Annotated in this window: 31 protein-coding genes; 23 read left to right on the top strand and 8 right to left on the bottom strand. The window is 54.7% G+C overall.

Features of this window, described 5'->3' with window-relative positions; all coding sequences use genetic code 11:
- Window positions 1-509 precede the first annotated feature (509 nt).
- Genes nrtS through ABY948_RS01185 form a run of 3 tightly spaced genes read left to right on the top strand, consistent with a single transcriptional unit; the run spans window position 510 to window position 1,584 of the window.
- Window positions 510-734, top strand: coding sequence for a nitrate/nitrite transporter NrtS (nrtS, locus tag ABY948_RS01195; RefSeq protein WP_461480672.1), 225 nt, complete (start codon window positions 510-512; stop codon window positions 732-734).
- Complete coding sequence (locus ABY948_RS01190) at window positions 731-1,357, top strand: RNA polymerase factor sigma-70 (protein WP_461480671.1); 627 nt, start codon at window positions 731-733, stop codon at window positions 1,355-1,357. The genes nrtS and ABY948_RS01190 overlap by 4 nt, the downstream gene beginning before the upstream one ends.
- On the top strand, window positions 1,354-1,584 hold the full coding sequence (locus tag ABY948_RS01185; RefSeq protein ID WP_461480670.1) for a zf-HC2 domain-containing protein: 231 nt from the start codon (window positions 1,354-1,356) through the stop codon (window positions 1,582-1,584). The genes ABY948_RS01190 and ABY948_RS01185 overlap by 4 nt, the downstream gene beginning before the upstream one ends.
- 58 nt (window positions 1,585-1,642) lie before the next feature.
- Here the strand turns inward: ABY948_RS01185 and ABY948_RS01180 are convergent, their stop codons facing one another.
- Window positions 1,643-3,787, bottom strand: a complete 2,145-nt coding sequence (locus ABY948_RS01180; protein WP_461480669.1) for a putative bifunctional diguanylate cyclase/phosphodiesterase — start codon at window positions 3,785-3,787, stop codon at window positions 1,643-1,645.
- Between the two features lie 237 nt (window positions 3,788-4,024).
- On the opposite strand from ABY948_RS01180, the gene arsS reads away from it, so the two are divergent.
- The 17 genes from arsS (at window position 4,025) to ABY948_RS01095 (ending at window position 19,541) form a co-directional block, all read left to right on the top strand.
- Window positions 4,025-4,993 (top strand): arsenosugar biosynthesis radical SAM (seleno)protein ArsS, encoded by a 969-nt coding sequence (gene arsS, locus ABY948_RS01175; RefSeq protein ID WP_461480668.1) that lies wholly within the window; start codon window positions 4,025-4,027, stop codon window positions 4,991-4,993.
- A gap of 41 nt (window positions 4,994-5,034) precedes the next feature.
- Entirely contained in the window at window positions 5,035-7,278 is a 2,244-nt protein-coding gene (locus ABY948_RS01170; protein ID WP_461480667.1) for an FAD-dependent oxidoreductase, read from the top strand.
- Window positions 7,211-8,029 carry a DUF547 domain-containing protein gene (locus ABY948_RS01165; RefSeq protein ID WP_461480666.1) on the top strand — a complete coding sequence of 273 codons (819 nt, stop codon included), beginning with the start codon at window positions 7,211-7,213 and terminating at the stop codon, window positions 8,027-8,029. The genes ABY948_RS01170 and ABY948_RS01165 overlap by 68 nt, the downstream gene beginning before the upstream one ends.
- Complete coding sequence (locus ABY948_RS01160) at window positions 7,977-8,720, top strand: TIGR04283 family arsenosugar biosynthesis glycosyltransferase (RefSeq protein ID WP_461480665.1); 744 nt, start codon at window positions 7,977-7,979, stop codon at window positions 8,718-8,720. Before ABY948_RS01165 ends, ABY948_RS01160 begins: the two co-directional genes overlap by 53 nt.
- A complete protein-coding gene (locus tag ABY948_RS01155; RefSeq protein ID WP_461480664.1) occupies window positions 8,717-9,352 on the top strand; it encodes a TIGR04282 family arsenosugar biosynthesis glycosyltransferase in 636 nt (211 codons plus the stop codon). The genes ABY948_RS01160 and ABY948_RS01155 overlap by 4 nt, the downstream gene beginning before the upstream one ends.
- Window positions 9,349-10,125: a DUF3047 domain-containing protein gene (locus tag ABY948_RS01150; RefSeq protein ID WP_461480663.1), complete on the top strand. Its 777-nt coding sequence runs from the start codon at window positions 9,349-9,351 to the stop codon at window positions 10,123-10,125. Before ABY948_RS01155 ends, ABY948_RS01150 begins: the two co-directional genes overlap by 4 nt.
- Window positions 10,126-10,222: 97 nt before the next feature.
- Window positions 10,223-10,831: a peroxiredoxin family protein gene (locus tag ABY948_RS01145; protein WP_461480662.1), complete on the top strand. Its 609-nt coding sequence runs from the start codon at window positions 10,223-10,225 to the stop codon at window positions 10,829-10,831.
- Between the two features lie 12 nt (window positions 10,832-10,843).
- On the top strand, window positions 10,844-11,884 hold the full coding sequence (locus ABY948_RS01140) for a methyltransferase domain-containing protein (RefSeq protein ID WP_461480661.1): 1,041 nt from the start codon (window positions 10,844-10,846) through the stop codon (window positions 11,882-11,884).
- The gene (locus ABY948_RS01135) at window positions 11,875-12,411 is read left to right on the top strand and encodes an arsenate reductase ArsC (RefSeq protein WP_461480660.1); all 537 of its coding nucleotides are present in this window, start codon (window positions 11,875-11,877) and stop codon (window positions 12,409-12,411) included. Before ABY948_RS01140 ends, ABY948_RS01135 begins: the two co-directional genes overlap by 10 nt.
- Window positions 12,412-12,421: 10 nt before the next feature.
- Window positions 12,422-13,228: a phosphate ABC transporter substrate-binding protein gene (locus ABY948_RS01130; protein WP_461480659.1), complete on the top strand. Its 807-nt coding sequence runs from the start codon at window positions 12,422-12,424 to the stop codon at window positions 13,226-13,228.
- Window positions 13,229-13,275: 47 nt separating this feature from the next.
- Window positions 13,276-14,202, top strand: a complete 927-nt coding sequence (gene pstC / locus ABY948_RS01125) for a phosphate ABC transporter permease subunit PstC (RefSeq protein ID WP_461480658.1) — start codon at window positions 13,276-13,278, stop codon at window positions 14,200-14,202.
- Window positions 14,195-15,037: a phosphate ABC transporter permease PstA gene (gene pstA / locus ABY948_RS01120; RefSeq protein WP_461480657.1), complete on the top strand. Its 843-nt coding sequence runs from the start codon at window positions 14,195-14,197 to the stop codon at window positions 15,035-15,037. Before pstC ends, pstA begins: the two co-directional genes overlap by 8 nt.
- Window positions 15,038-15,132: 95 nt before the next feature.
- The gene (locus ABY948_RS01115; RefSeq protein ID WP_461480656.1) at window positions 15,133-15,867 is read left to right on the top strand and encodes a phosphate ABC transporter ATP-binding protein; all 735 of its coding nucleotides are present in this window, start codon (window positions 15,133-15,135) and stop codon (window positions 15,865-15,867) included.
- Window positions 15,868-15,874: 7 nt separating this feature from the next.
- Window positions 15,875-16,624 (top strand): YiiX/YebB-like N1pC/P60 family cysteine hydrolase, encoded by a 750-nt coding sequence (locus tag ABY948_RS01110; protein WP_461480655.1) that lies wholly within the window; start codon window positions 15,875-15,877, stop codon window positions 16,622-16,624.
- A 693-nt stretch (window positions 16,625-17,317) separates the two neighbouring features.
- Complete coding sequence (locus ABY948_RS01105) at window positions 17,318-17,623, top strand: heavy-metal-associated domain-containing protein (protein ID WP_461480654.1); 306 nt, start codon at window positions 17,318-17,320, stop codon at window positions 17,621-17,623.
- 83 nt (window positions 17,624-17,706) lie between these two features.
- On the top strand, window positions 17,707-18,543 hold the full coding sequence (locus ABY948_RS01100; protein ID WP_461480653.1) for a transporter family protein: 837 nt from the start codon (window positions 17,707-17,709) through the stop codon (window positions 18,541-18,543).
- Window positions 18,544-18,560: 17 nt separating this feature from the next.
- Complete coding sequence (locus ABY948_RS01095; protein WP_461480652.1) at window positions 18,561-19,541, top strand: NHL repeat-containing protein; 981 nt, start codon at window positions 18,561-18,563, stop codon at window positions 19,539-19,541.
- A 111-nt stretch (window positions 19,542-19,652) separates the two neighbouring features.
- On the opposite strand, the gene ABY948_RS01090 is transcribed toward ABY948_RS01095, so the two are convergent.
- From ABY948_RS01090 to ABY948_RS01070, 5 genes are all read right to left on the bottom strand, one after another.
- Window positions 19,653-19,886: a GDCCVxC domain-containing (seleno)protein gene (locus tag ABY948_RS01090; RefSeq protein WP_461480674.1), complete on the bottom strand. Its 234-nt coding sequence runs from the start codon at window positions 19,884-19,886 to the stop codon at window positions 19,653-19,655.
- Complete coding sequence (gene merP / locus ABY948_RS01085; protein WP_461480651.1) at window positions 19,886-20,173, bottom strand: mercury resistance system periplasmic binding protein MerP; 288 nt, start codon at window positions 20,171-20,173, stop codon at window positions 19,886-19,888. The genes ABY948_RS01090 and merP overlap by 1 nt, the downstream gene beginning before the upstream one ends.
- Window positions 20,174-20,197: 24 nt before the next feature.
- Window positions 20,198-20,557: a mercuric transporter MerT family protein gene (locus tag ABY948_RS01080; RefSeq protein WP_461480650.1), complete on the bottom strand. Its 360-nt coding sequence runs from the start codon at window positions 20,555-20,557 to the stop codon at window positions 20,198-20,200.
- A gap of 72 nt (window positions 20,558-20,629) precedes the next feature.
- Window positions 20,630-21,037, bottom strand: a complete 408-nt coding sequence (gene merR / locus ABY948_RS01075; protein WP_461480649.1) for an Hg(II)-responsive transcriptional regulator — start codon at window positions 21,035-21,037, stop codon at window positions 20,630-20,632.
- A complete protein-coding gene (locus tag ABY948_RS01070) occupies window positions 21,034-21,312 on the bottom strand; it encodes a DUF4143 domain-containing protein (RefSeq protein ID WP_461480648.1) in 279 nt (92 codons plus the stop codon). Before ABY948_RS01070 ends, merR begins: the two co-directional genes overlap by 4 nt.
- 409 nt (window positions 21,313-21,721) lie before the next feature.
- Here ABY948_RS01070 and ABY948_RS01065 point away from each other — a divergent pair, with 409 nt between their 5' ends.
- Together ABY948_RS01065 and ABY948_RS01060 are read left to right on the top strand one after the other, a co-directional pair.
- On the top strand, window positions 21,722-22,105 hold the full coding sequence (locus tag ABY948_RS01065; protein WP_461480647.1) for a DUF3775 domain-containing protein: 384 nt from the start codon (window positions 21,722-21,724) through the stop codon (window positions 22,103-22,105).
- Window positions 22,106-22,372: 267 nt separating this feature from the next.
- Window positions 22,373-22,657 (top strand): cold-shock protein, encoded by a 285-nt coding sequence (locus tag ABY948_RS01060; RefSeq protein ID WP_461480646.1) that lies wholly within the window; start codon window positions 22,373-22,375, stop codon window positions 22,655-22,657.
- A 68-nt stretch (window positions 22,658-22,725) separates the two neighbouring features.
- Here ABY948_RS01060 and ABY948_RS01055 read toward each other — a convergent pair whose 3' ends face one another.
- Together ABY948_RS01055 and ABY948_RS01050 are read right to left on the bottom strand one after the other, a co-directional pair.
- The gene (locus tag ABY948_RS01055) at window positions 22,726-23,736 is read right to left on the bottom strand and encodes a class I fructose-bisphosphate aldolase (RefSeq protein WP_461480645.1); all 1,011 of its coding nucleotides are present in this window, start codon (window positions 23,734-23,736) and stop codon (window positions 22,726-22,728) included.
- Window positions 23,737-23,913: 177 nt separating this feature from the next.
- Window positions 23,914-25,254 carry a glutamine synthetase family protein gene (locus ABY948_RS01050; RefSeq protein WP_461480644.1) on the bottom strand — a complete coding sequence of 447 codons (1,341 nt, stop codon included), beginning with the start codon at window positions 25,252-25,254 and terminating at the stop codon, window positions 23,914-23,916.
- Between the two features lie 198 nt (window positions 25,255-25,452).
- Between ABY948_RS01050 and ABY948_RS01045 the strand changes: the two genes are divergently transcribed.
- The gene (locus tag ABY948_RS01045; RefSeq protein ID WP_461480643.1) at window positions 25,453-26,652 is read left to right on the top strand and encodes an NAD(P)/FAD-dependent oxidoreductase; all 1,200 of its coding nucleotides are present in this window, start codon (window positions 25,453-25,455) and stop codon (window positions 26,650-26,652) included.
- Window positions 26,653-26,654: the final 2 nt, after the last annotated feature.

Below are 26,654 nucleotides of genomic sequence, written 5' to 3'. Positions count from 1 at the left end.
AGGAATTGAACAAATATCAATCGATGCACGCATCGTGGGGACTGTGATGCGTTCGACGTCACGACCAGCCACCTGCCGGGATGACTGGACAACAGGCGATGCCTATACTGGAAACCGTGTCTGAACGTCAGTTCGAGCAAGCCTTGGTCGAGGTATTTGTCCAGTTTGGGCAGTAAAGAAAGTTAACCCGAGGCATGGGGGGGCACACAGTGACAATGTTATTCTATTGCGTTCATGTCTCATGTATGGCCTACCCTGGTGACCAGCCAGAAACAGCTGGTCGGTGAGCGTCTATATTGCCACAATTGAAGCGGTGAGCTTGAACTGATATTTGGCGCAAAAAAACTATTACAGGCAGCGCCAACGGGAAGAACTGGCAGTGCATAAAACTTGAAATCGGAAGATGATATGACATTGATAGCTCCAACTACTCGCGGAATAGTCGGTGTTCTGCCAATTTCTGGTTTGCTGAAACAGAGTAACGGGCAGACTCTTGGTGACTCGTTATCATGAGTGGTTTTGGCAAGATTGTGATAACGCGCAGTATTGTGGTCAACGCCCTTCAGGTCTCGTTGGTAGTAGGGACATTATTGAATGTGATCAATCAGGGATCTGCGTTTATCAATGGCTCGGAGATAGCCTGGGTACAGGTATTAATGAACTTTCTGGTGCCATATTGTGTAGCGTCCTACAGTGCTACACAAAATGAAATCGAACGGAAAAACAATAAATGAACAGAGAGCCAAATCCAGTTGCGAACTCAGAAGATCCCGGCACCACCCATTTAACCGACCCAACCTTTCTTAAAGAATTGCGCATGCAAATGCTGAAATTTGCCACCCTTCAGCTACGTGACGAGGCGTTAGCTGAAGACGCAGTTCAAGAGGCTCTTATTGGCGCCTTGAAAAATGCCGCCTCCTTTAATCGACGTTCAGCACTAAAGACCTGGGTGTTCGCCATCCTGAAAAATAAAATCGCAGACGTACTCCGCAAGGGCAGCCGAATGATCGAAGCCAGCCGTTTGCTCCGGGATGGTGAGGACGAAGAAAATCTCGATATGCTGTTTGACACCAAAGGCTTTTGGCAGGTAGACGAACGCCCGGTATCCTGGTCGCAACCGATGGAGTCCGTCAAAACGGATCATTTCTGGCGAGTCTTTGAGACCTGCTTGACCGGCCTGCCAGAGAACCAGGCACGCCTTTTCATGATGCGGGAATTTCTTGAATTGGAAAGTGGTGAGATCTGCGAGACGCTGAACATTAGCACCACTAATTTGCATGTCATGCTGTACCGGGCGCGATTGCGGTTGCGCGAATGCCTGGAAAATCGCTGGTTTACTGAGGGTGAAAGACCATGATGAATTGTCAGCAAGCGACACGTTTGTTATCCGATGCTCAGGAGCGGGAACTATCCATTAAGGATCGAGCTGCACTCAAACTCCATGTAATGATGTGCTCGGGCTGCCGCAATTTTGCCAGGCAAATGGGGACACTTCGAGATATCGCCTACAACTATGCCAAGGGATCAGAAAACGAGGGTGACGCCGATACCTCACAGAAACCCGAGGATAAACGACATGAGTAGTACTCACGACAGTCAGCTTTATAGTTCAGCCACCATCGACCTAATAAGATAACCTGGCTCAGTGAATCTGTTCTGCCAGCAGTGGTCGACCAAACAAAAAGCCCTGCATTTCGTCGCAACCCTGATCAATCAACCATTGCGCCTGAGTCTGCGTTTCGACCCCTTCCGCGACGACCTTGAAGCCTAGATTGTGTGCCAGATCGATGATGGTCTTACACATGGTGACGTCGGCAAGCACACCCGGGATCCCCTCAACAAATGCCCGATCGATTTTTATGCGATCCACAGGCAACTTTTTAAGGTAAGACAACGACGAATAGCCTGTACCAAAATCATCAATGGCAAGCTGAATACCCAGCTCCCGCAATTGACAAAGCAGATGACAGGCCTGCTCCAGATTCTCCATGAACGCCGTTTCGGTAATTTCAAATTCAAGGTATTGCGGGTTTACCCCATATCTTTTAATCATCGCATTAACCCTTGTGGGCAAGCCCTCATCCATTAACTGCTGCGCCGATAGATTGACTGCTATACGAAAGTGCTTGCCGGAGCCCTGCCAGAGTGAGAGCTGGTGCAAAGCCAGATCTAACACGATATTACCGATAGCAATGATCAATCCAGCCTCTTCTGCATATGGGATGAATTCAGCGGGTGATATCAATGTGCCATCCTTTCTGCGCCAGCGAATCAAAGCTTCGTATCCAATTCTGGAACCGGATGCGTCGAATTGGGCTTGAAAACACAAAAAGAACTCTTGGCCAGCGATGCCTTCGCGCAAATTACTGATCATTTGCCGATGTTTGACAAAATTATCCTCAAGTTCGGTGGAAAAGAAACACAGCCTTCCCGATGGCATCTGTTTGGCACGCTGCATGGCGAGTTCAGCATGCTTCAGCAGTGTAACTTTGTCGTTGCCATCAATTGGATACAGTGCTACGCCTATGCTCGATAACAGCTTATGGGTATCCCCGGCAATCGCCACTCCCTGTTCATCCAGTGTCTGAATTTTTTGTACGGCCTGGTTTATCGTGCCCTGGTCGCCTGATGTATCAGGTATATGCAATGCAAAAATATCGCCACCCAATCGGGCCACTGTAGCCGGCTCCCTGAAATGTTCGCATAGAGTACTCGCATAGGCTTTGATTATCTGGTCACCGTTACGATGCCCCACCTCCACATTCAACAGTCTGAAATTGTCGAGACCCAGTATAATTATCGCGCCCGTTGACAGTTGATTTGCTGACTGCAGCAGGCTGCGGCCAAGATGTTCCTCAAATAACGCCCGGTTTGGCAAGTCAGTCAATGGGTCGTACCAGTTTCGTTTGATCAGTTCCTGCTCGTAGGTTTTCCTTTCTTTGATTTCAATGCTGAGTTGTTTATTGGTTTCTTCCAGCTCCAGTGTGCGCTGCAGGACACGCTGATTCAGTTCGCCATTCAAAGTCGAGAGCGATTTAAGTTGATCTGATATCAATTGCAGCAGGGTATTGAAGGAGCGTTCGACATCGCCGAGTTCATCGTTTCGCTGAGTGCCTTTCACGAACTGTAGCGGGTTATCGCTACTGTACCCGGCCAACTGCATTCTCAACCTAAGCTCCAGTAGTGTGGCCAGCACCATTCTGTGGAATACAACCTGCGTGCAGCAGGTGACAAAGAAAGCGATAAACAGGCTAAGACCTGTGATGCGTAGCACATAACCGACCATAGTGGACGATACGCCCTTACTGCTGATACGGGCATTGACAGCGTAAGGCAACCCCGTTTGTGCCGCCGTCCATGTGACAACCATGGCTTGGCTGTCACTTTGATTCCAATGATCTTCCATGGAGTAGATAAGAGTTGAAATAGGATCGGAACCTATCTCGGTGTTGTCAGGACTGGAACCCGTTCGCTTAATGGAAAGCAGGCCTGCTGCCTCAAATTCTTGCAGAATGTCGGCGTGTTGGACAAGCCCGGAATATCCAGATACGTAGAACCGCAGCACCTGCAATGCGACGGTTACACGCTGCTGTTTTAGTTCACCTTCGTAGTTCAGATAAGAAGGGACAAGAATGATGAACTCGATAAACAGCACGCTGCTAAAGAGTGCCAGAGTAAGCCTACGACACAGGCGACAAGCTACGAATGCTCGCCACCAGCCTGAGAGTTTTCGCCCCAACAGGAGCATTTGAATCCATAAGTGATCAGCAGTCACCATTCCAGACATATCCGCCCCCCGTACCCACCGCAGGAAATGTAAAGCCACTCATGGCGTTACTCCACTACCCCTTGGGATTAAGCAAACCATCATTCAAGAGGCTGTGTTACTTCGGTTTGGTCGTACGAATCGGCCAACTTCTTACATTCTGTTTTTATCGAGTCCCAGGCACGTGTAAGAATTTGCGCCCCTACCCCGACAAAGCTTCAAATACAGACTATTTGTACCCTGACGCTGGAGAATTTGATGCGTGCAACCCTACCCCTTCTGGAAGTGACTGACTTCCCGGCCATACGGCGAAAAAGCCTGGAAACCTTACAGGTCAATCTCGGCTACAAGTGCAACCAGCGCTGTCTGCACTGCCATGTCAATGCCGGACCCAATCGCAAGGAAATGATGACCAGGGAAACGCTGGAACTCATCCTCCCGGTGATCGAGGCCCGTCAAATCAAAACACTTGATTTGACCGGTGGAGCGCCTGAACTGCATGCAGATTTTCGATACCTGGTTGCTGAAGCCCGGGCGGCAGGGATTCATGTGATCGACCGCTGCAATCTCACCATCTTGTTCGAGCCGGGTCAGGAAGGGCTGGCAGAGTTCCTGGCGGAGCATCGGGTGGAGATCGTCGCCTCACTGCCGTGCTATTCGCTGGAAAATGTGGACAAGCAGCGTGGCAAAGGCGTCTTCGACAAAAGTATTGCGGGGCTGCAAAAGCTCAATGCGCTGGGGTATGGCCAGCCGGGAAGCGGTCTGCTGCTCAATCTGGTTTACAACCCACAGGGGCCATCCCTGCCACCGAATCAGCAGACCCTGGAAGCCGACTATAAACGTGAGCTGCGCGACCATTTCGGCATTGAATTCAACCAGCTCTATGCACTGGCCAATATGCCCATCAAGCGATTTGGCTCCACACTGATCTCCAAGGGGCAGTTCCATGATTATATGCGGCTGCTGAAGGACAACTTTCACCAGGACAATCTCGATCAGGTGATGTGCCGCTCCCTGGTGAGCGTGGATTGGCAGGGTTATTTGTACGATTGCGACTTCAATCAACAATTAGCCTTAGGGCTGCAGATAGATGCGCTTCAAGATGGCAAGCGCCGTCATTTGCGCGACCTGCTTGAAAATGACTTGAATCAGCAATCCGTATGCGTGGCGGATCACTGTTTTGGCTGCACCGCTGGCCAGGGCAGCAGCTGTGGTGGTGCGTTGTAGCCTTGGCCATTAAATATAAATGACAACGACGGAGTAGTCCGATGAAGAAAGCCACCTTATTAACGATGATCGCGGCGCTGGTCGTTGCCTTTTTTTGGTTCGATCTCGATCAGCTGTTAACGCTGGAAGGATTGAAAGCCGGTCTGGCGCAATTTGAAGACTGGCGCCTTGCCCGGCCCATTTTGGTGGGTGGCGGTTTCCTGTTGCTTTATATCGTGGCAACGGCCCTGTCGCTGCCGGGAGCAGCGGTCATGACCCTGGCCGCCGGGGCCTTGTTTGGCCTGATGTGGGGCACTCTCATCGTGTCTTTTGCAAGCTCGATCGGTGCCACCCTGGCGTTTTTGGTTTCGCGCTACCTGCTCAGAGATACGGTGCAGAACCGCTTTGGCGAGCGACTCAAACCGCTCAACGATGGAATAAAGAAGGAAGGCGCCTTTTACCTGTTTACCCTGCGCTTGGTACCGGTATTTCCGTTCTTTCTGATTAACCTGCTGATGGGGCTGACCCCCATTCGTGCCGTCACTTTCTACTGGGTAAGCCAGGTGGGCATGCTGGCAGGCACACTGGTGTACGTCAACGCGGGCACCCAACTGGCACAGTTGGACAGCTTGGCGGGAATATTGTCGCCATCACTGCTGGCATCCTTTGTTCTGTTGGGGCTGTTTCCATTGATGGCGAAAAAGCTCTTGGCCGTAATCAAGGCCCGCCGCGTTTACGCCAATTATCAAAAACCCTCCCACTTTGACCGCAATCTGATCGTGATTGGCGCCGGCGCCGGCGGACTGGTCACCGCCTATATCGCGGCGGCGGTGAAAGCCAAAGTAACACTGATCGAAGCCCACAAAATGGGCGGTGACTGTCTGAACTACGGCTGTGTGCCCAGCAAGGCGCTGATCAAGAGCGCGAAGCTCGCACACCAGATGCGTCAGGCCGATCACTATGGTTTAGAAATAAGGGGCCTAGAAAGCAGCGAACCGGGCTTTTCCTTTCGCAAGGTCATGCAGCGGGTACACGACGTGATTGCCAAGGTCGAACCTCACGACAGCGTCGAGCGCTATGAAGGCCTGGGCGTGGAAGTGATTCAGGGCTACGCCAAGCTGGTTGATCCCTGGACGGTGGAAATCCAACGCAACGACGGCCAGGTACAGCGCCTCACCAGCCGCTCGGTGGTACTGGCTACCGGTGCAAAGCCTTTCGTGCCGCCGCTGCCTGGTATCGAAGAGGTGGGATATGTCACCAGCGATACCCTGTGGGATGAATTCGCCCAACTGGACGAAGCGCCCAAGCGTCTGGTGGTGCTGGGCGGCGGCCCAATCGGCTGTGAGCTGGCGCAGAGCTTCGCGCGCTTGGGTTCGCAGGTGACCCAGGTGGAAATGGCGCCGCGCATCCTGATACGGGAGGACGAAGAAGTCTCCGCCCTGGCAAAAACATCGCTGGAGCATGATGGCGTGGCCGTGTTGACCCATCATAAGGCGCTGCGTTTTGAAAAAATTAGCGCAAAGGATGGCGAACACAAACGTTTGATTGTGGAACACGATGGCGAAGAAAAAATTATCGAATTCGATGCCCTACTCTGCGCGGTGGGCCGTGTGGCAAGGCTGCAAGGCTATGGTCTCGAAGAGCTGGGCATCGAAACCAACCGCACCATCGTGACCAACGACTACCTGGAAACTCTGTATCCCAATATATTCGCCGCCGGCGATGTGGCCGGCCCCTACCAGTTTACGCATACGGCGGCGCATCAGGCCTGGTATGCGGCAGTCAACGCGCTGTTCGGTCACTTTAAGAAGTTCAAGGTCGATTACCGGGTGATCCCCTGGACCACCTTTATCGATCCCGAAGTGGCCCGGGTTGGTCTCAATGAACAGGACGCCAAGGAAAAAGGGATTCCCTATGAGGTGACTCGCTACGGGCTGGACGATCTGGATCGCGCTATCGCCGATGGTGCCGCCCACGGTTTCGTGAAGGTCCTGACGGAACCGGGCAAGGATCGTATTCTCGGTGTGACCATCGTGGGTGAGCACGGCGGCGATTTAATGGCGGAATTCGTGTTGGCCATCAAACACGGCCTTGGCCTCAACAAAATTTTGGGAACAATCCATGCGTATCCCACCTGGGCAGAGGCCAACAAATACGCCGCCGGCGAGTGGAAACGCGCACATGCGCCGCAGCGCGTGCTGGCCTGGTTGGAAAAATATCATTCGTGGAGACGAGGTCATGGTAGTGAAAAAAGTATTACTGATGCTGATGCTGGGCTTTCTGGCAGTACCGACAGTCTGGGCTGAAACAGTGGAACCGAGCGCCTTCGATCATGGGCGCTGGAACAGACTGATGGCGACCCATGTGCTCCCGATCAACGGTGGCCAGGCAACAGCCCTTGATTATCAAGGTATGAAAGCGGATCGGCAGGATCTAAAGCAGTACTTGAATGCGCTTTCTTCGGTCTCCGAGACACAATTCAATCAATGGTCGCAACAGGACCAGCTGGCCTTCTTGATCAACGCCTACAATGCCTGGACCGTTGAGCTAATTCTGACCACGTGGCCAGACCTTACGTCAATCAAGGATCTGGGGGGACTGTTCAGTTCGCCCTGGAGCAAAGAATTTGTGTCCTTGTTGGGCAAGACGCGCACGCTGGACGATATCGAGCACGGCTTGATCCGTGGCTCGAGTCGCTATAACGATCCCCGCATCCACTTTGCGGTCAACTGTGCCAGTATCGGTTGTCCGGCACTGCGAACCGAAGCCTACCACGGCAGCAGGCTCGACCAGCAGCTGGACGAACAAACCACGTTGTTCCTAAGTGATCGAAACCGTAATCACGTTGAAAATGCGACGATAAAACTGTCTGTGATCTTCAAGTGGTATCGCGAAGATTTTGAGAAAGGCTGGCAAGGCTTCAACCGGCTGGAGGATTTCCTGCTGATTCACGCTGATGAGCTCGGGCTTTCAAACGCCATGGCGAAAAAACTGAAAACCGGTGATGCCGATATTGAGTTTCTGGATTATGACTGGCGCCTTAATAAAAAATCCTGACAAAAGAGTACACCGGCTGAGCCCGGCGATTTCTATCATCGTGCCGATACTCAATGAAATCGAGCTGCTACCGGAACTGCTGGCTCATTTACAGCAATGGCAACGCAATGGTTGCGAAGTGATGCTGGTCGATGGCGGCAGTAGCGATGGCACGGCAGAGGTAGCAGAAGCCATCGGTTTTACCGTGCTCCGGGCGTCTCGAGGTCGTGCCCGGCAAATGAATGCCGGCGCCGCTAAAGCTAAGGGTGAGGCACTCGTTTTTTTACATGCCGACACCCGGCTGCCTGCGGATGCGGATCAGCGAATTATTGAGGCATTGAAAAAACGGCACTGGGGACGTTTTGATGTTCAACTGAGCGGTGACAAGTGGATGCTTGGCGTGGTTGCCTTTTTTATGAATTGCCGGTCCCGGATCACCGGGATTGCGACCGGCGATCAGGTTATTTTTGTGGATAAGGCCATGTTTGCCGCCATCGATGGATTTCCGGACCTGCCCCTGATGGAGGATATCGAAATTTCCAGGCGCCTCAAGCGACGAGGGCGCCCTCAATGCCTTACGGCGCGGGTGATCACTTCGGGACGCCGATGGCTGCAAGGTGGTGTTTGGCCCACCATCCGGCTGATGTGGCGCCTGCGCTGGGCATATTGGCGGGGTGAACCGGCCGAGCGATTGTCCAGGCTGTATCGATGAAAACATCAACGAATATATCGATCAGGCCGATTCGCATTCTGATCTTCGCCAAGGCGCCATTGCCCGGTCTCGCCAAGACTCGGCTGAGTCCCGCATTGGGTGCGGAGAGGGCCGCCAATCTCGCCAAGAGGCTGTTAGCTCACTGTATTACGCAGGCTCTGACGGCGGATATTGGCCCGGTGGAGTTGTGCGTGGCGCCAACCATACAACACCCAATCTGGAGCGAGCTTGCCATACCCGAATCGGTGTGTTGGTCTGAGCAGGGGGAAGGCGATCTGGGTGAGCGTCTGGCCAGGGCAACACAAAGGGTGACGGGCAAGGATGAGGCTGTCTTGCTGATCGGCACCGATTGCCCCGGCCTGACGGCAGCAAGGTTGCGCGAAGCGGCTACAGAGTTGAGGCGGCACGATGCCTGTCTGCTCCCCGTCAGTGACGGCGGCTACGCCTTGTTGGGCTTGCAAAGACATCTGCCGTCCCTGTTCGAGGTCATGCCCTGGAGCACGGCCTCCGTTGCCAGGCTGACACAACAGCGCATTCTGGCCGAAGGCTGGTCGATCAAGCGATTGGCGTCGTTACACGACATTGACGAACCGCAGGATTTGCAATGGCTGCCGGCAGGCTGGCTGCCATGAGAATCGCGATATGGCCCGTGTTAGTGCTGGCCATCGGTAACCTCATGGCCATGCCATCTTCCGCCTGGGCGGACACCTCGGTTTCAACCGTGCCGGTTGGGGTGTTTACCCGGGAAGCCCAGGTACCGCCGCAGCCCTGGCAGGTGGTTCGGTTCGCTGTTGATGTTCCACCAACGCACTACCGGATCAACCGCTGGGACGGGGCCATGGCTATTGAGGCCGTGGCGGATGCGAGCATGGCGCTGTTGGCCAGATCGCTGGACGTGGATCTGGCTGCGACGCCCGTTCTGTGCTGGCACTGGCGAGTGGATGCTCCACTCAAATCAGCGGACATGGCGCAAAAACCAGGCGATGACTACGCCGCCAGGGTCTATGTGGCTTTTGATTTGCCGGATGACGCAATGGACTGGCGTACCCGGCTCCAGCTGGGGTTGGCGCACCGGTTGTTCGGCGCTCAGGCTCCCGATGCCGCACTCAGCTACGTCTGGGATAACCGCTACCCGGTAGGAACTGAGCGGCCAAACGCCTACACCGAGCGTACCCATATGCGGGTGTTGCAATCCGGCGCCAGCAACGCCGGTCAATGGATTATTGAGCGGCGCAATGTATTGACGGATGCCGAGCAGGCCTTTGGTAGGCAGGGATTCAAGGCAAGACTGCTGGCGGTGGCATCGGATACGGATAATACCGGTGAACAGGCCCGCGCAGGGTTTGCCGATCTGCATTTTGTCGGCGCCGATACAGTGTGCGACTTTCCACCACTAAATCACTGACGCGATGGGTTTCGGTATTCTGTTCTGTAAGAAACCCCGACCTTGCAGCGACCAATAGAAAACTGACGAAAGGTCTTTTCCCTAAAGGTAATAGCCAATGTTGCGGCCCGGTCAATCCATTATTCCCTTCACATTGCCATCGCTGAAGGGCGAACCATGGCAACTGTCCAGCCTGGACGGGAAGCCCTATCTATTGGCGTTTTTCCGCTTTGCATCCTGCCCTTTCTGTAACCTGCGGCTGCATCAGCTGGTTAACCGGTTGGATGAATTACCGGCGGACTTCACCCTCGTCGCGGTATTTGAGTCGTCCGTGACTGAGTTACAGCGCTACGCAGAGCGTCACGATTCTCCTTTCCCTATTCTGGCCGACGAAGGTGGTGTTATTCACCGTCAATATCGCATCCAACACTCCTGGCTGGGCGTTTTCAAGGGCATGTTATTACGCATGCCGGCACTGCTCTATGCCATATTCAAAAAAGGTTATGTCCCACTGACCATTGGCGGGCGAATGGACACCCTGCCAGCGGACTTCTTGGTGGATCGTAACGGGATCATCCGGGAAGCATTCTATGGCCGTGACGATGGCGATCATCTGGATTTCGCGCGCATCCGCCAATTCGCCCAAGGTCAGAGCGACAGGGCAAAAAGTGTATCGGCACTCGTCAAAAACGGTACAGCACCAACAGCTTTCAAGTCATATTATTAGGAGTCCATCAACATGCATGACGTCGTGCAAGACTATTACGGTAAGCAGCTTCAAAGCACCGCCGATCTGAAAACTACCGCCTGCTGTGATGCCAGTTCAATGCCGAACTGGCTTAAGCCGCTGTTGAGCCGGATTCATCCTGACGTTTTGTCGCGTTATTACGGTTGCGGGCTGGTTTGCCCCTCCTTGCTGGAAGGCTGCCGGGTGCTGGATCTGGGCTGCGGTTCCGGCCGTGATGTCTATGCATTGGCGCAACTCGTAGGACCTAGTGGTGAAGTCGTCGGTGTTGATATGACCGATGAACAGCTGGCCGTGGCAACCGCACAGCAGGATTGGCACGCCAACACCTTCGGCTATGCCAATGTTCGGTTCATTAAAGGTTATATCGAGAAACTCGACGAACTCGATCTGGAGCCCGGCTCTTTCGATGTCATTGTATCCAACTGCGTTGTCAATCTGTCTCCGGATAAAGCGGCGGTGCTCCGAGGTGTGCAGCGTTTGCTGAAGCCGGGTGGTGAGTTTTATTTCTCGGATGTGTACTCGGACCGTCGTGTGCCCGATGCGGTGCGAAACGACTCCGTGTTGTATGGCGAATGTCTGGGTGGTGCTCTGTACTGGAATGACTTTGTGCGTCTGGCTGTCGCCACAGGTTTTAACGATCCCCGGTTGGTGGAAGACAGACCGCTGGAAGTGACTGATCAGGCGCTGGCTCACCAGACCGGTAATCTGCGTTTTTACTCGGCGACTTACCGCTTATTCAAACTGGATGGGCTGGAAAGCGCCTGTGAAGATTACGGTCAGGCGGTGATCTATCAGGGTACGGTTCCAAACAACTCCCATCAATTCGTATTGGACAAACATCACACCATCGAGACAGGCCGGGTATTCCCTGTGTGCGGCAATACCTGGCGTATGTTGCAAGAAACGCGTTTTGCCGAGCATTTCACCTTTATCGGCGATTTCAGTCAGCATTTCGGCCTGTTCGAAGGTTGTGGTTCGGCTATGCCGTTTGACACGGCAGCAGAAATGACGGAGGGAAAGGCGTGCTGTTAACTGAAGCCACAAATAGCACCATCAAACAACCGGCGACTTCAGCGCGCCTGCGGGTATTGGTGCTCTGCACCGGCAATTCTGCCCGCTCCATCATGGCCGAGGCGATCCTCAATACCGTCGGTGCTCCGTTGTTCCAGGCCTTCAGCGCCGGCAGTCGTCCCACGGGCAAGGTGAATCCATTGGCGCTGGAGCAGATCGGCCAACTGAACTTGCCTGCGGATATGGTCATTTGCAGCAAAAGCTGGGAGGAGTTTTCCGGCCCCAACGCCGCAGCACTAGATCTGGTGCTGACGGTCTGTGACAACGCTGCTGCGGAAGTTTGTCCGGCTTTCACCGGTGACTATGAACATATCCACTGGGGGTTTCCCGACCCGGCAGACTCATCCGATGATATCCACCAGGAACGCGAAGCCTTTGCCCGCTGTTTTGAGGCGATTAAATCACGCGTGGAAGCCTTGGTCGGCACTTTGTCTGCGAGCAACTCTCGCGCATCCATCTATGATGCCATGAGGCAAATGACATGTTGAGGAGAGCGGCATGATACGGCCACTGTTAAAAACACTATTATTCTGCACGTTGGCTGTTGCATCCATAGTCCAGGCGGCCGACGACCGGTTGACCTTGACCGGGTCGAGCACGGTGGCGCCGCTGGCACTGGAAATCGCCAAACGCTACGAGAAGCAGCATCCCGGTGTGCGCATCGACGTGCAAATGGGGGGCTCTTCGCGAGGCATTAATGATGTCCGCATGGGGTTAGCGGATATCGGTATGGTGTCGCGCGCATTGAAACCCACAGAACAAGACCTCACTGCCTTTCTGATTGCTATGGATGGTATCGGCATCATCCTCCACAAAAGCAATGCCGTAGGTAAACTCAACGATGATCAAATTATCGATATTTACACGGGCAAGATCCGCAATTGGAAGCAGGTCGGTGGTGCAGATTTGCCGATCACCGTGGTTAACAAGGCCGAAGGCCGTTCAACACTGGAATTGTTTCTGCACCACTTTGCACTGAAGAACAGCCAAATCAAGGCTCAAGTGGTGATCGGCGATAACCAGCAGGGCATCAAGACCGTATCAGGCAATCCTGGTGCGATTGGCTACGTGTCCATCGGCACCGCCGAATACGAGGAACAACGGGGCACGCCGATCAAGCTGTTGTCGATGGCGGGTCAACCGGCCACCGTCGCGGCGGTGGCCAGTGGTGGCTATCCTTTGTCGCGCCAGTTGAATCTGGTGGTCAATGGGCAGCCGACCGGGCTGGCGAGGAATTTCATCCAGTTTGCACAATCCGCTGTCGTGCGGAATCTGATCGAAGCGCAATTTTTTGTTGCACCCTGAAGCCGTGATGAACAGTGATGAGCGATGCCGTGGTTAATGATGAAAAGATGAATAAAGTCATGATGGATGAGCGCGGAAAAAGACTGATCAATCGCACCGATCAGAGGCTCAGCCTTGTGCTCAGATTACTAGCCATGGCAAATGCCATCCTGCTGGCCCTGATCATCGCTTTTTTGGTCAAGGAATCCTGGCCGCTATTCACCGACAAGGGCAACGGCGCATGGCTCACCCTGTTTCAATCCGATGGCTGGCACCCACTGGAAGGCCAGCTTGGCATGGCGCCCATGATCTGGGCCTCACTGGCTGTCACCCTGGGCGCGCTGGCACTGGCACTGCCTGTCGGGTTGGCGTGCGCGCTTTTCCTGCAATTTTATGCACCTGTCGCACTGTCATCGGGGTTTCGGTTGCTGCTCAACCTGCTTGCCGGGGTGCCATCGGTGGTGTTCGGTCTCTGGGGATTGACCCGCCTGGTACCGCTGATTGCGAGCTGGCAGCCCCCCGGCGCCAGCCTACTGGCCGCCATCCTGGTGCTGTCCTTAATGATCCTGCCGACGGTGGCATTGACCAGCGCGGCGGCACTGGCGGCAGTGCCCAGGGAACTGACAGCCGGTGCCACGGCACTGGGACTTTGCCGCAAGACACAGATCTTGCAGGTGATTATGCCTGCGGCAAAATCCGGCATCCTCAGTGGTGCCATGCTGGCAACCGTCCGAGCGCTTGGTGAAACCATGGCGGTGCTGATGGTGGCCGGTAATGTGGTGCAGAACCCTTCTGGCTTATTCGAGCCAGTGCGGGTATTGACGGCCAATATCGCTCTGGAAATGGCTTATGCCATGGGTGGCCACCGCGCCAGCCTGTTCGCATCGGGTTTGTTGTTGACGCTGCTGGTCTGGCTTTTGGTCTGGTTGGCTACACGCATGGCCAACAACAGGTGTGCCGCGAACAGCCACCAGATGGTGTCATCCCATGGCTGACCGGCTGTTTTCCACTTTTGTGTTTGCCTCCGCTGCCCTGGTGGTATCCCTGATGCTCTGGGTGCTGGCGGATGTCGTCATCGAGGGCACGGCCCATTTCTCCTGGCACTTCCTGTTTGCAGAGCCTGCCGACGCCGGGCGCGCTGGGGGCATTGGCTCGATTTTGGTTTCCACTCTCTGGATACTACTGATTGCGCTACTGGTCGCATTGCCGCTGGGACTGGGCGTCGCTATCTGGCTTGCCGAGTTCACCGGCAAACCGAGCCGATTTGCGCCTTTTCCCGCCAGGAACACCGGCATGACCCTCGACATTCTGGCCGGTGTTCCCTCCATTGTTTACGGTCTGTTTGGCAATGCCTTTTTCAGCATTTACCTGGGGCTGGGGTTTTCTATTCTTTCAGGGGGGCTAACCCTCGCCTGTATGATCCTGCCGGTCTTTATTCGCACCTGCGAGTCGGGGTTACGCGCGGTCAATGACGACTGGCGCCGTGGCGCGCTGGCGCTGGGGATGACCCAAACCGCAGCCATCTGGCACATCCTGCTACCGGCAGCGCGTCCGGCGATTATTGCCGGCCTGGTGCTGGGTATCGGCCGTGCTACGGCGGAAACGGCGGCCTTGATTTTTACCAGCGGTTATGTGGATCGGATGCCGGGTTCGCTGCTGGATTCCGGTCGGGCGCTGGCCGTGCATATTTACGATCTGTCCATGAACGTGACCGGCGGCGACGGCGCGGCCTACGCCTCGGCACTGGTACTGGTGGTGCTGATTATTGTTCTGAACACCCTGGCACAAAGCCTGGTGGACAGCTGGTTTAAACGGAGGCTCGCGGCCTAATGAAAACACTCCATCCCCCCTATACCCTGGGTCACATCGAAGAGGGTACGCCCTGTTGTGTACCACAGCCGCATCTGCGAGTGCAGGATCTATCGGTGCGTTATGGTACGAAAACCGTGTTGTCACAGGTGTCTCTCGATATCTACAAGGGCTGTATTACCGCGTTGATTGGGCCGTCCGGGTGTGGAAAAACCAGCTTTATTTCAACCTTAAACAAGCTTATCGAGCTCAATGATCATGCTGAGGTATCAGGGCGGATCGAATTTGATGGACAGGATCTGCTTCGAGACCCCATTGACGAACTGCGTCTGCGCCGCCGCGTCGGAATGATCTTCCAAAAACCCAATCCCTTCCCTTTGTCGATCTGGCGCAATCTGGACCTGCCCTTGAAAGAGCACGGCGTGCGTGATCGCCAGCTGCGTGGCCAGAAAATCGAACAGGCGCTCAGAGACGTGGGACTGTGGGACGAAGTCAGTGATCGTCTCGACAGTTCCGCGCTGGCCTTGTCCGGCGGTCAACAGCAACGACTCTGCATCGCCCGGGCGCTGGTGCTGGAACCTGAAATCCTGCTGATGGACGAACCCTGCAGTGCTCTCGACCCCCTGGCCTCTGCCGTGGTGGAAGAACTGATACTGCGTCTGCGGGGCCGCTACACGGTGGTGATTGTCACCCACAACTTGGCACAGGCCAGGCGCGTCGCTAACTATGCGGCGTTTTTCTGGATGACTGAGCGGGTCGGCAAACTGATCGAGTTTGGTCGCTGCCAACACCTGTTCGAATCCCCCGGGCATGAACTCACAGCCGCTTATATTTCCGGAGCAAGAGGCTAAAGCGTTAATGGACAAGCTGCTTGCGGGGATTGGCCAGCTGCTGGCCCGCTACCTCAACAAAGAGGCGCACCACCATGGCCCCATGCCCAGCCATACGCCGGAGCAACTGTTGGCGGCGCTGCGCCCGGGTGATGTACTGCTGGTGGAGGGCAATCGGCGTGTCAGTACTGCCATCAAATACCTGACTCAATCGACCTGGTCACATGCCGCCTTGTTTATGGGCATCGATCACGGCTTTGCCCTGCCAACCGATCATTATTTTGTTGAAGCCGATACTCTGGCGGGTGTGCGCACGGTCTCAATTGACGAATTTCACGGCTTAAACTCCCGGATTTGCCGTCCGATGGGACTTTCCCGCGCAGACTGCCAACAGGTCATTGAGCATGCCATGGCACGGCTGGGGCATCAGTATGATTTGCGCAATGTATGGGATCTGGCCCGTTACCTGATTGCCACGCCGCCGGTCCCTCCGTCATATAAAAGGCGGATGATCGCGCTGGGTTCAGGTGATCCTTCACGGGCCATCTGTTCCACACTGATCGCCCAAGCGTTCCAGTCGATTAGATACCCCATTTTGCCAATCGTCGAGCAGCAGACGGCCGATTCGTCGCTTTGTCCTGGTTGTGTCAAAGAGGTGATGCGCATCAGGCATCATAGTCTGTTCGCACCCCGTGACTTCGATATTTCACCTTATTTTCAGGTGATAAAGGTTGGACTCGATAATAGCTTTGATTATCGCGCTTTACCTTGGGCATAGACCTGTATCGATATTGTTGAAACGTAGGCTATAACGACGGCGGCTTTTGGCTAAATCCTCACGCGGGTACATTCCGTGCGGCGTTGAATTTGCTCGACGGGTTCTGGAAGGCGATCACCGTCGTCAGGGCCTCGTCGAAGTGATGGCGCAATTAGGCACGGTCTTCCTCCGACATCTGTCGGCCGGAGCCTTTTCCCGTTCGGTGAAATGGTCGCTCTCTGAAGATTGCCAGGTCATATCAGCTGTTCCTCACTGTTCACGCCTTAGCCCAGTATCGAATTGAGATCCACGCGGAATCGGCACCAGTTGATTTACGAGACCCGCAGCGTGCGCCCTGACAGTGGTTCTAATAAGGTAAGTAAGTCTCTCAGGTATTCGGCCCTGACGATTTTGGTGAAAGCGGGTTAACTTGGGTCAAATTAGGTCGTTGACTAATATTAAATATATAGCCTCATCCAGGAACATGTAATGGCATCCAGACGAAACACTCTCAGGCCAGACCACGGTGTCCATGGCGGTGGCAACAGTGCGCGGGATGAGCATGTATTGAATCTGCGGTATCGAAAGAAAAGCAAGGCGCGCAGTGACGTGGATAAAGGCCACATGGCGGTCCGCTTTTGTTGCCGTTGTGTTCGCCACCTATGCGCTCTCGCCCATACCTTCTGGCAGGAACGTTAAAACTCGGGAGGCAATATGATAAAGATTATTCGTATGCTGTTCTTATCGGCCTCATTGGTTTACGTCGGTGCTTGGGCGCAAGACCCCGTGTACCAGGTTGGCGTCGATGGCTTGGCCTGCCCGTTTTGCGCCTATGGCATTGAGAAGCAGTTGCAGAAACTCGATGGCGTGAAATCAGTGGAAACAGACATAGCTAAGGGTCGGGTCGTGGTCACTATGGACGATGGTAAGGTGCTTGATCGCCCCCTAGTGGAGCAGGCGGTGAAAAATGCCGGCTTTACGCTGCGCTCCTTTGAGCAAATAGAGGAGCCAGCACAATGAGGCACCGAAGACAACGATTTCACGGAAAGGGATGGATTGTCACCGGATTACTGATAGCCGCTCCTTTTCTGTCGTTCACAGCCATGGGCGCCCCCATCACCTTTAATACCGCCTTGCCCGTGGCCAAGGATGAATTTGTGTTCCGCCAGCAACTACGCTGGCTGAGCTCCGGTGATGATCCCAGCGGTATGAGCCGGGACATGAGCGTCTTCGCATCCATATCCGTTTTGGGTTATGGCGTCAACTCGAAGCTGGCAGTTTTCGGCGTTCTGCCCTGGATGGACAAGACCCTGGAGATGACGGACGGGAGCGCGGACGTCGAACGAGACAACCGGGGTCTGGGCGACCTAGCCGGCTTTGCTCGCTATACCGTTTGGCAGGAAGATGCGCCTGGTCGCACCTTTCGGCTGGCCGGGTTTGGTGGAGTGACTGTGCCGACTGGTGACGATGATAAGTCCGATCACTTGGGACAATTGCCACCTTCATTACAGGACGGAACGGGTACCTGGAACGGTTTCGGCGGGGTGGTGGCCACTTGGCAAACGCTGGACTACGAGATCGACGGCCAACTCAGTTACCGGGAAAACCGGGCAGCGAATGGTTTCGCGTTTGGTGATGAAACCCGGCTGGATCTGTCCTGGCAGCAGCGACTGTGGCCGCGTGAGCTTTCCAGTGGCGTGCCGGGCTTTCTGTACGGCGTGCTGGAACTCAATTGGCTGCATCAGGGGAAAAACCACATCAATGGGCAAGATGATCCCGATTCCGGCGGTGATATCCTCTGGCTGTCGCCGGGCCTGCAATACGTCACCAAGCGTTGGGTGGTGGAGGCATTGGTGCAGAAGCCAATATCCCAGAACCTGAACGGCGCGATGCTGGAAAACGAAGTCATCGTGACCACCAGTTTCCGAATCAAGTTTTGAGGTGGGAAATTCACAACGTGAAACGATGGCTCTCCCGCATAACCTTGTCATTGGCCGGTCTGCTCGCTGCTACGGTATTGCTGGTCTGGTTGCTGTGGATGCCGAATGCCCAGGAACCGCCTTACCAATTTGTCCGCACCTGGGGTGAATTGGGCGATGGCCCTGGACAGTTTCATGATCCAACGGGCATTGCCGTAAGCGACGGGGAGGTCTTCGTCAGCGATGCCCGTAATGGCCGTATCCAGGTATTTTCACAGCTAGGTGAATATCGCCGCGGCATCGGCACGCCGGGTGACGGTCCCGGCCAGTTGGGACGTCCCATGAACCTGGCAATCCACAATGGCGAACTCTATGTGGCCGACTACTGGAATGACCGCATCAGCGTGTTCAGTCTGGCCGGGGAGTTTAGTCGCCAGATGGGTGAATCCGGCAGCGGGCCGGGACAGTTCAATGCTCCTGGGGGCGTGGCGGTGGCTCCGGACGGCTCGCTCTATGTGGCGGATTTCTACAACCAGCGCATTCAGTACCTGAAAGCCGATGGCAGCTTCATCCGGCAATGGGGCAGGACCGGCAGCATCGGTATCCATGCAAGCGAGTTCAATTACCCGACAGCTGTCGTGCTTGCTGCAGATGGTGGACTGATTGTCGCGGATGGTTACAACGACCGCATACAGATGTTCACCCGCAATGGCGAGTTCCTGCGCAAATGGGGAGGCCCGCTGGGCATGAATATACATGGCCCATTCGCCGGTTGGTTCGCCACCGTCACCTCGGTGGCCGTCGGCCCGGTGGGCAACCTGTTTGTCACAGATTTCTACAATCACCGGCTGCAAAAATTCGATGACCGAGGGCAATTTCTGACGGCCTTCGGCGAACGCGGCAAAGGGCCGGGCCAGTTCGAGTACGTCAGCGCCGTGGCTGTGGCGTCCGACGGCACTGTGTTTTCCACCGACCTGGGTAATCACCGGGTGATGGTGTTTACCCAGGTCGGTCGGTAAGACAGCGCATGAGTTCCAGCACCGGCATGCCGCTCTAGCAATTGGCTTGATAGGGTGTGCGAGTTTAACCGCCGCTGTACATTGCGCTATGCATATCAACTGAAAAAACCACTAACTGCCACAACAGCCACTCTCCCCTCTATTTTTTGACTTGAACTGAATTGAGGGACAGGGTACGGAGCCGTAGGAACAATACACGCAACAATCACCGGCCTTCGGTTTCAACAGGACATGGCACTGCTCACACTCGTAGTACCACTGGCAGGCATCCGTCGGCATGGTTTCCAACTTTTTATGGCCACATTCGGGACAGGTCAGTTCTGACTGTAAAATCACATTGGGCATCATGGTGTTTCAACTTTCATTATGGTTGATGGATAACCAGCATTGGCGGTTGCCTCGACCAACTTATCGGTGTTGGTTTTAGTGTCCTCGAAGGTCACCACGGCTTGTTTGTGTTCATAGCTGACATCGGCTTTGGTCACCCCTTCTACCTGGGTCAGTGCCTTCTTGACTGTGATTGGGCACATAGCGCAGTTCATGCTCGGTAGGTCCAGGGTGACCATTTGCGGCTTGGCCAAGGCAGAGACACTGACCATAGTGAGTGCGAGAACAAGAGTGATTTTTTGCATGGTGAGCCTCCGTATTTCCGACCGTCAAACAAGCAGGGGAATCCAGTAGCTACTGGTAACAAGGATCAATGCGATAATGAGCGCGATCCAGAAAATAACCTGTCGCCGCTTCCGCATTTGCGGTATGGCGCAAGCGGTACCGGGTGCGCATGCCTCGACCGACCGATAGACCTGCCAACCCGCCCAGCCGAACAATAACAGTACGACTGCGATAAATATGGGGCGATAAGGCTCCAGTAACGTCAGGCTGCTGATCCAGGCCCCGCTGATACCCAGTGACAGGAGTACAAAAGGCCCGACACAGCACAAGCTGGCGCCGATAGCCGCCATTACGCCGCCAATGATGGGCAGATTGGTGTCAGTGAACTTGTCAATTGGTGACATGGCATGGCTCTACGAGATAATTTCAATGGAGTTAGTGTAAGCGCCGTAGTCAAGTACGGAGTCAAGTCCGATTTATGATTGACCGGAATCAGGCTGCAAGGATTCCACAATCGGACAAGCCGCGTTTTCAGGATTGATGCGGCACTGGGTCACCAGCTCCGCCAACACTCGCTCCAGACGGCACAGGTCATTGATTTTTGCCCGCACACTAGCCAGTTTTCCCTCGGCCAATTCCTGGACTTCCGCACAATGCGAGTCACCCAGCGACAACAAATTGTCGATTTCTTCTAGGGTAAAACCCAACTCCTGTGCGCGTTTGATGAATAAAATTCGAGCCAAAGCATCCTTGGAATAGGTACGGTAGCCCGCGGCCGGTTTAGGCGGTTGTGCGACCAAGCCGCGGCGCTCGTAGTAACGAATGGTCTCGACGTTGACGTCTGCTGCTATGGCCAACTGGCCTATGGTAAAGCTTCTGTTCATGACCAGATCGCTCCCAATGGTAAGGCATAAATCAGGACACTGATTTTAATGCGAGCGTCGGCCACACTCTGAAATCGTTTCAGGCCGCAAAAGTCCTTCACATTTAAGGTTGCCGCTGCCTTGACCTCAACCACAGAACAATCACCCCTAGCGTTTTCGAAAATCACATCGACCTCCACCTTGTCTTTATCGCGGTAGTGGTAGAAGTTCAGTGGCCCTTCAACCCACATCACCTGCTTGCGCAATTCATTATAGAAAAAGGATTCGAACGCCAAACCAAAGTCTTACGGCTGTTTCAGCAGGCGCTTTCAAATGCAGCGCACACCATACCGGTATCAACTGAGTGCAGTTTCGAGGTTTTGATCAGACGCGTGTATGCGTTTGAAATGCCATGCAGGTAATTGGTCCACCAAAAACAACGACTTCAATAACGCCAGGTAGTTATTGATGATCAGATTTAGCCTTTTTGCGAATCTTTAGGGGTTTGTGTAAAAAACTTTAGTACTTTCTGTATCGGAACACTATGAAAGTTTAGGGTCCAATATGTCGAAACACCCTATGACTAACAATGGTTCACGAAAATAAGTAGTTTAAAGCTTGTGCTATTCTTCGATTAGAGGCCCTGAAATTTAGGCCCGTACGGGCCTTGAAATGAGGTCAGCACAGCGTCATGGCGGTGTGAGTATGTTGAATGTCAATCCCGAAACGGTGTGTCGCCTGATCAATCTGGCGCGGGGGTTTCAAGCCCAGGAAGATGTCACCTTTCCCGAGGAACAGGAAAACGCCAGTGGCGACTGGGCGATACAGCTGTTAGCGAGCCATCCGGACGATTCTACCTTTCTGGAATTCAAATCCATCATTGACGATCTGGAGCCCGACCAGCAGTGGGAAGTGGTCGCTCTGCAGTGGCTGGGGCGCGGTGATTTCACGAAAGATGAGTGGACTGAAGCTGTAGCTGAAGCAACCAACAGTTGGAACGCCCGCACGGCTGAGTATCTGATTGCGCACCCTCTACTGCCGGATGACCTTCAGGAGGGACTCGATATCCTGGGCTATAGCTGTGACTGAACAACGAGGGCTGGTGATGAAATTACCTGTGATCACTTACCGCCATATGAAGCGGTCTAAGGCATTGGAGGACAACATTCGTGAACACGCAGCCGGATTGGAACAATTCTGAAGCCAGATAATGCACTGCGATGTGGTCATCGAGGAAAGCCACCATCGCCACCTACACGGCAACCTGTTTCACGTGAGAATAGATATTACTGTGCCCGATGGCGAGGTCGTGGTTTGCCGTGAACCACACAGCACCATGCCCACGAGGACCCCTATGTGGCGGTGCGAGACGCCTTCAACGCCGCCCGGCGGCAATTGAACTGCCGCCGCCGCGGCCTGCATGTGAAGCGCCACAGCGCCAATCCCTCCGGCCAGATCACCGAGATTGAACCCATGATGGGTTTTGGCCGTATTGGCAGCGACGACGGTCGCGATATCTACTTCCATCGCAACAGTGTGGTCAACGCGGATTTTGATGCCCTGGATGTGATGCGGGCGCAGTTTGTCGAGGAATCCGGTGAGGAAGGACCGCAAGCGAGCACGGTGAAAGTTGCCCTGTAGCCACTAGCACAGCAATGCCGATACCACCTTTGCCGCGCCCTCTTTCTGCTCTTAGCCCATCAACAGTTTTAAGGCTCCATGTCAACCCGGTATTCCCCCAGCATGGCCAAGTGATTGAGGCGGGCGCGCTTCAGGAAAACGGCCTGCGCGGCGCCTGTGTTGACAGCTTCGCCCCGCCAGGCCTGTAGTGCGGGCTCCTGCAGCGCCCGTGCGAATGAAAAGCTCAACTGCCAGGGAGATTGTCCAGATAATGCATTGATTGCATTAAGATTTTTTGTCGCTTCCTGCGGACTTTGTCCACCCGACAGGAAATTAATGCTGGGCACTGCGGCGGGGACGGTACGGCGCAGAATTTTCAGGGTCCATTCGGCCACTTGCTCCACCGGCGCTCTGGGCGCTGACTTGCCGGGTGTCACCATACTCGGTTTTAGCAGCAGGTATTCGAGTTCAACACCGTGTTGATGGAGGGCGTGAAAGACGGCGTGCCATACCCGCTCGTTGACTGCCGCGCTGCGTTCGATACTGTGATCACCGTCTATCAGCACCTCGGGTTCGACGATGGGTACGATACCGACAGATTGGCAAACCGCCGCATAGCGGGCCAGCATTTCCGCATTGGCCGTCAGCCCCAGCGCAGTGGGATTGTGGTGGGAAATCGGATACACCTCGCGCCACTTGGCAAAGCGCGCCCCCTTGTCTTTATAGTCGGTCAAACGCTCGGCGAGGCCATCGAGTCCATAGGTAATCATGTCCCCCGGTGCTCCGGGCAGAGGCCCCTTGCCCTTGTCCACCTTGATGCCGGGCACAATCCCCTGGGCCTGCGCCACAGCCGTTAGCGCAGTTCCCTCCGTGTCGCATTGCTCGAGGGTTTCCTCAAACAGGATCACACCCGCAATGTACTGGCCGAGATCCGGCGTCGCCAACAGTGCGCTGCGGTATGCTTGACGGTTCTGCTCGGTGGACTCTACCCCGATGGCGGCAAAACGCTTGGCGATGGTGCCACTGCTTTCGTCGGCGGCCAGAATGCCGCGCTGGCCGTCCACCAGTGCCTCAATGGTTCGTTGCATCTCTTCCGACATGATCCTTCTCCCCCCTCTTGGCGTTTTATATCTTCATAGCTTAATCGCTAACCAAAGGCCAATCCATGATGTAGGACAAGGCAATCTTCCCTCGCCCCCAGCCTAAAGATTGACCGGCACGCGCAAATATAAATCTTTAAATAACAGCGTATTGTTGATTTGTTTTAATGTTATTCCTTACACAGAGAGCAACAGAAACTCTCGCTCCCAGGAACTGATGACGCGAATAAAGGCTTCGAACTCCTCAAGCTTGACGTCGGTGTAGGCCATCACGAACAGCTCGCCAAACACCTCCTTGATTTCGTCGCACTCATCCAGGGCGCGTATTCCCTCCTCCAGGCTCCTCGGCAAGGTAATCTCTTCATCGTAGGCGTTTCCCTGATGGGGCGACGTCGGCTCTATGCGGTTCTTAATGCCCAGATAGCCACAGGCCAGTGAGGCGGCGACAGCCAGGTACGGGTTGACATCGGCGCCGGGGAAACGGTTCTCGACCCGCCGGGACGCCGGCGTGCAATCCGGCACACGAAGTCCCGCGGTCCTGTTGTCGTAACCCCAACAGAGGTTGATGGGGGCGGAGACGTCTTTGGTGAAGCGCCGATAGGAATTGACGTTGGGAGCAAACAAAGAAATGACGTTATAGGCGTACTTTTGCAGCCCGCCGATATACCAGCGGAAGTTGTCACTCTCATCGCCCTCGGCAGTTGAGAAGATATTGTTGCCGTCGGCGTCGACAATGCTCTGGTGCAGGTGCAAAGCGCTACCAGGTTCATTTTTCATCGGCTTGGCCATGAAGGTGGCGTAAATATTGTGCTTCAAGGCGACTTCGCGAATGGTGCGCTTGAAGATGAACACCTGGTCGGCGAGATCCAGCGCATCACCGTGGAGGAAGTTGATCTCCAGCTGGGCAGGACCTGATTCGTGAATCAGGGTGTCCACATCCAACTCCATGATATTACAGTAGTTGTACATGTCCTCCACAAACGGCTCGAACTCGTTGGCGGCATCGATACTGTAGGACTGCCGGGCAGTTTCAGGTCGGCCTGAACGGCCCATGGGTGGCTTCAGTTCCACATCCGGGTCGAGATTTCTCTCAATCAGATAAAACTCCACTTCCGGGGCGACAATGGGAAACCAGCCCTCTTGCTCGTAGAGTGCCAGCACCTTTTTCAGGACATTGCGGGTTGAAAGTGGGTGGGGATTGCCTTCCTTGTCGTAGCAGTTGTGAATGATCTGAGCTGTAGGCTCATTTGCCCAGGGGACCATGCGAACCGCAGAGAGATCCGGTTCGAGAATCATATCGCCGTCACTGGAACTGTAGACCCCCCAGAACCGGCTGCTGAAATCGCCGGTCACGGTCTGCACCAGAATACTTTCCGGAAGGCGGCTCTCCTCCTTCAGGAACTTGTTGGCCGGAATGAATTTGCCCCTTGCCGAGCCTGTCATGTCCGGCACCAAACACTCCACTTCCGAGATGTTGTTGGCCTGCAGCCATGCGGCCAGCTCTTCTTGCGCCTGCATAAAAAAGTCTCTGAGTAATTTTATTGCATACTAGTTTATACCGAATTATTATTCAATTTAATTCGATTTATTATTCGGTTTTGCAGGCGCGTCAAAATGAGTACTCACTATGGGCAGAACAGGCAGTACCCCTCGTCTTACTATGCTGCGACCAGTCATGATGGGTTAATCTGCCCTGCCCTCAATACGGATGTTGAGGTGGATGTCTGTGTTATCGGCGGCGGCTACACCGGGCTGTCGAGTGCGCTGCATTTAGCGGAATCGGGGTGTGCAGTGGCGCTGCTTGAGGCAAATCGCCTTGCCTGGGGGGCATCGGGCAGGAATGGTGGCCATGTGGGCACAGGCCAACGGCGCACCCAATATGATCTGGAAAAGCTCTATGGGCGCGACATCGCCGCTCAATTATGGCGTGCCGGGCTGGATGCCGTAGAACTGGTAAAATCGCTGGTGCAGCGCCATCAGATTGATTGTGATCTACAGACGGGGATTCTCCACGTTGCGCACAAGGCCCGCCTGAGCGCCCATTTCCAAGCTGATGCCAAATTGCTGCAGGACCATTATGGCTACACCAGATCGCGTTTCCTGACGCGACAGGAGGTGTGCGAAGAGTTGGGTTCTGAGGTTTTCCACGGCGGTCTCCAGGAGGCCGATGCATTACACCTGCACCCGCTGAATTATGCGCTGGGGATTGCGAAGGCTGCCCACAGGGCCGGCGCCCGTCTCTATGAAGGCAGCCGTGTTACTCGCTATGAAAGTGATGCCCGCGGCGTGACGGTGTATGCGGCCAATGGCTATCGTGTTCGCGCCAGGCAGCTGGTTCTGGGATGCAACGGTTATCTGGGCCAGCTGGAACCGCGCATTTCCGGCAACATCATGCCTATCAACAATTTTCTGGCGGCCACGGCGCCCCTGGGTCAGGAAATGGCCAGCTCGCTGGTACGCGGCCGTCAGGCGGTGCAGGATTCACGATTTGTCATCAATTACTGGCGTACCAGTGACGACACTCGTCTAATATTCGGCGGCGGTGAAAGCTACCGTTCTGCCCTGCCCCGGGATATCGCCGCTATCGTCAAAAAGCGCATTCTGGGGATCTACCCTCAGCTTGCTGAAGCAGCTATTGATTATGCCTGGGGTGGCAAGCTGGCGATTACGCTGGATCGGATGCCCCATTTTGGCAGATTGGGTAACCGTATCTACTTCGCCCATGGTTATTCGGGGCACGGGATTCCCACCGCGACACTGGCCGGTAAATTAATTGCCGAGGCAATCAGCAGCCGCAGTGAACAATTTGAACTGTTTGCCTCACTCCCCACCCGTGCATTTCCCGGCGGCACGTTGTTGCGCTGGCCGGCGATGGTCGCCGGCATGCTCTATTACTCCACTCTCGACAGATTCTAGGT

Origin of the sequence: Porticoccus sp., from assembly GCF_041592135.1 — a bacterium.
Taxonomy (GTDB): domain Bacteria; phylum Pseudomonadota; class Gammaproteobacteria; order Pseudomonadales; family Porticoccaceae; genus Porticoccus.
The sequence above is the reverse complement of the archived record's forward strand: the minus strand, read 5'-3'. Positions and strand labels throughout refer to the sequence as shown.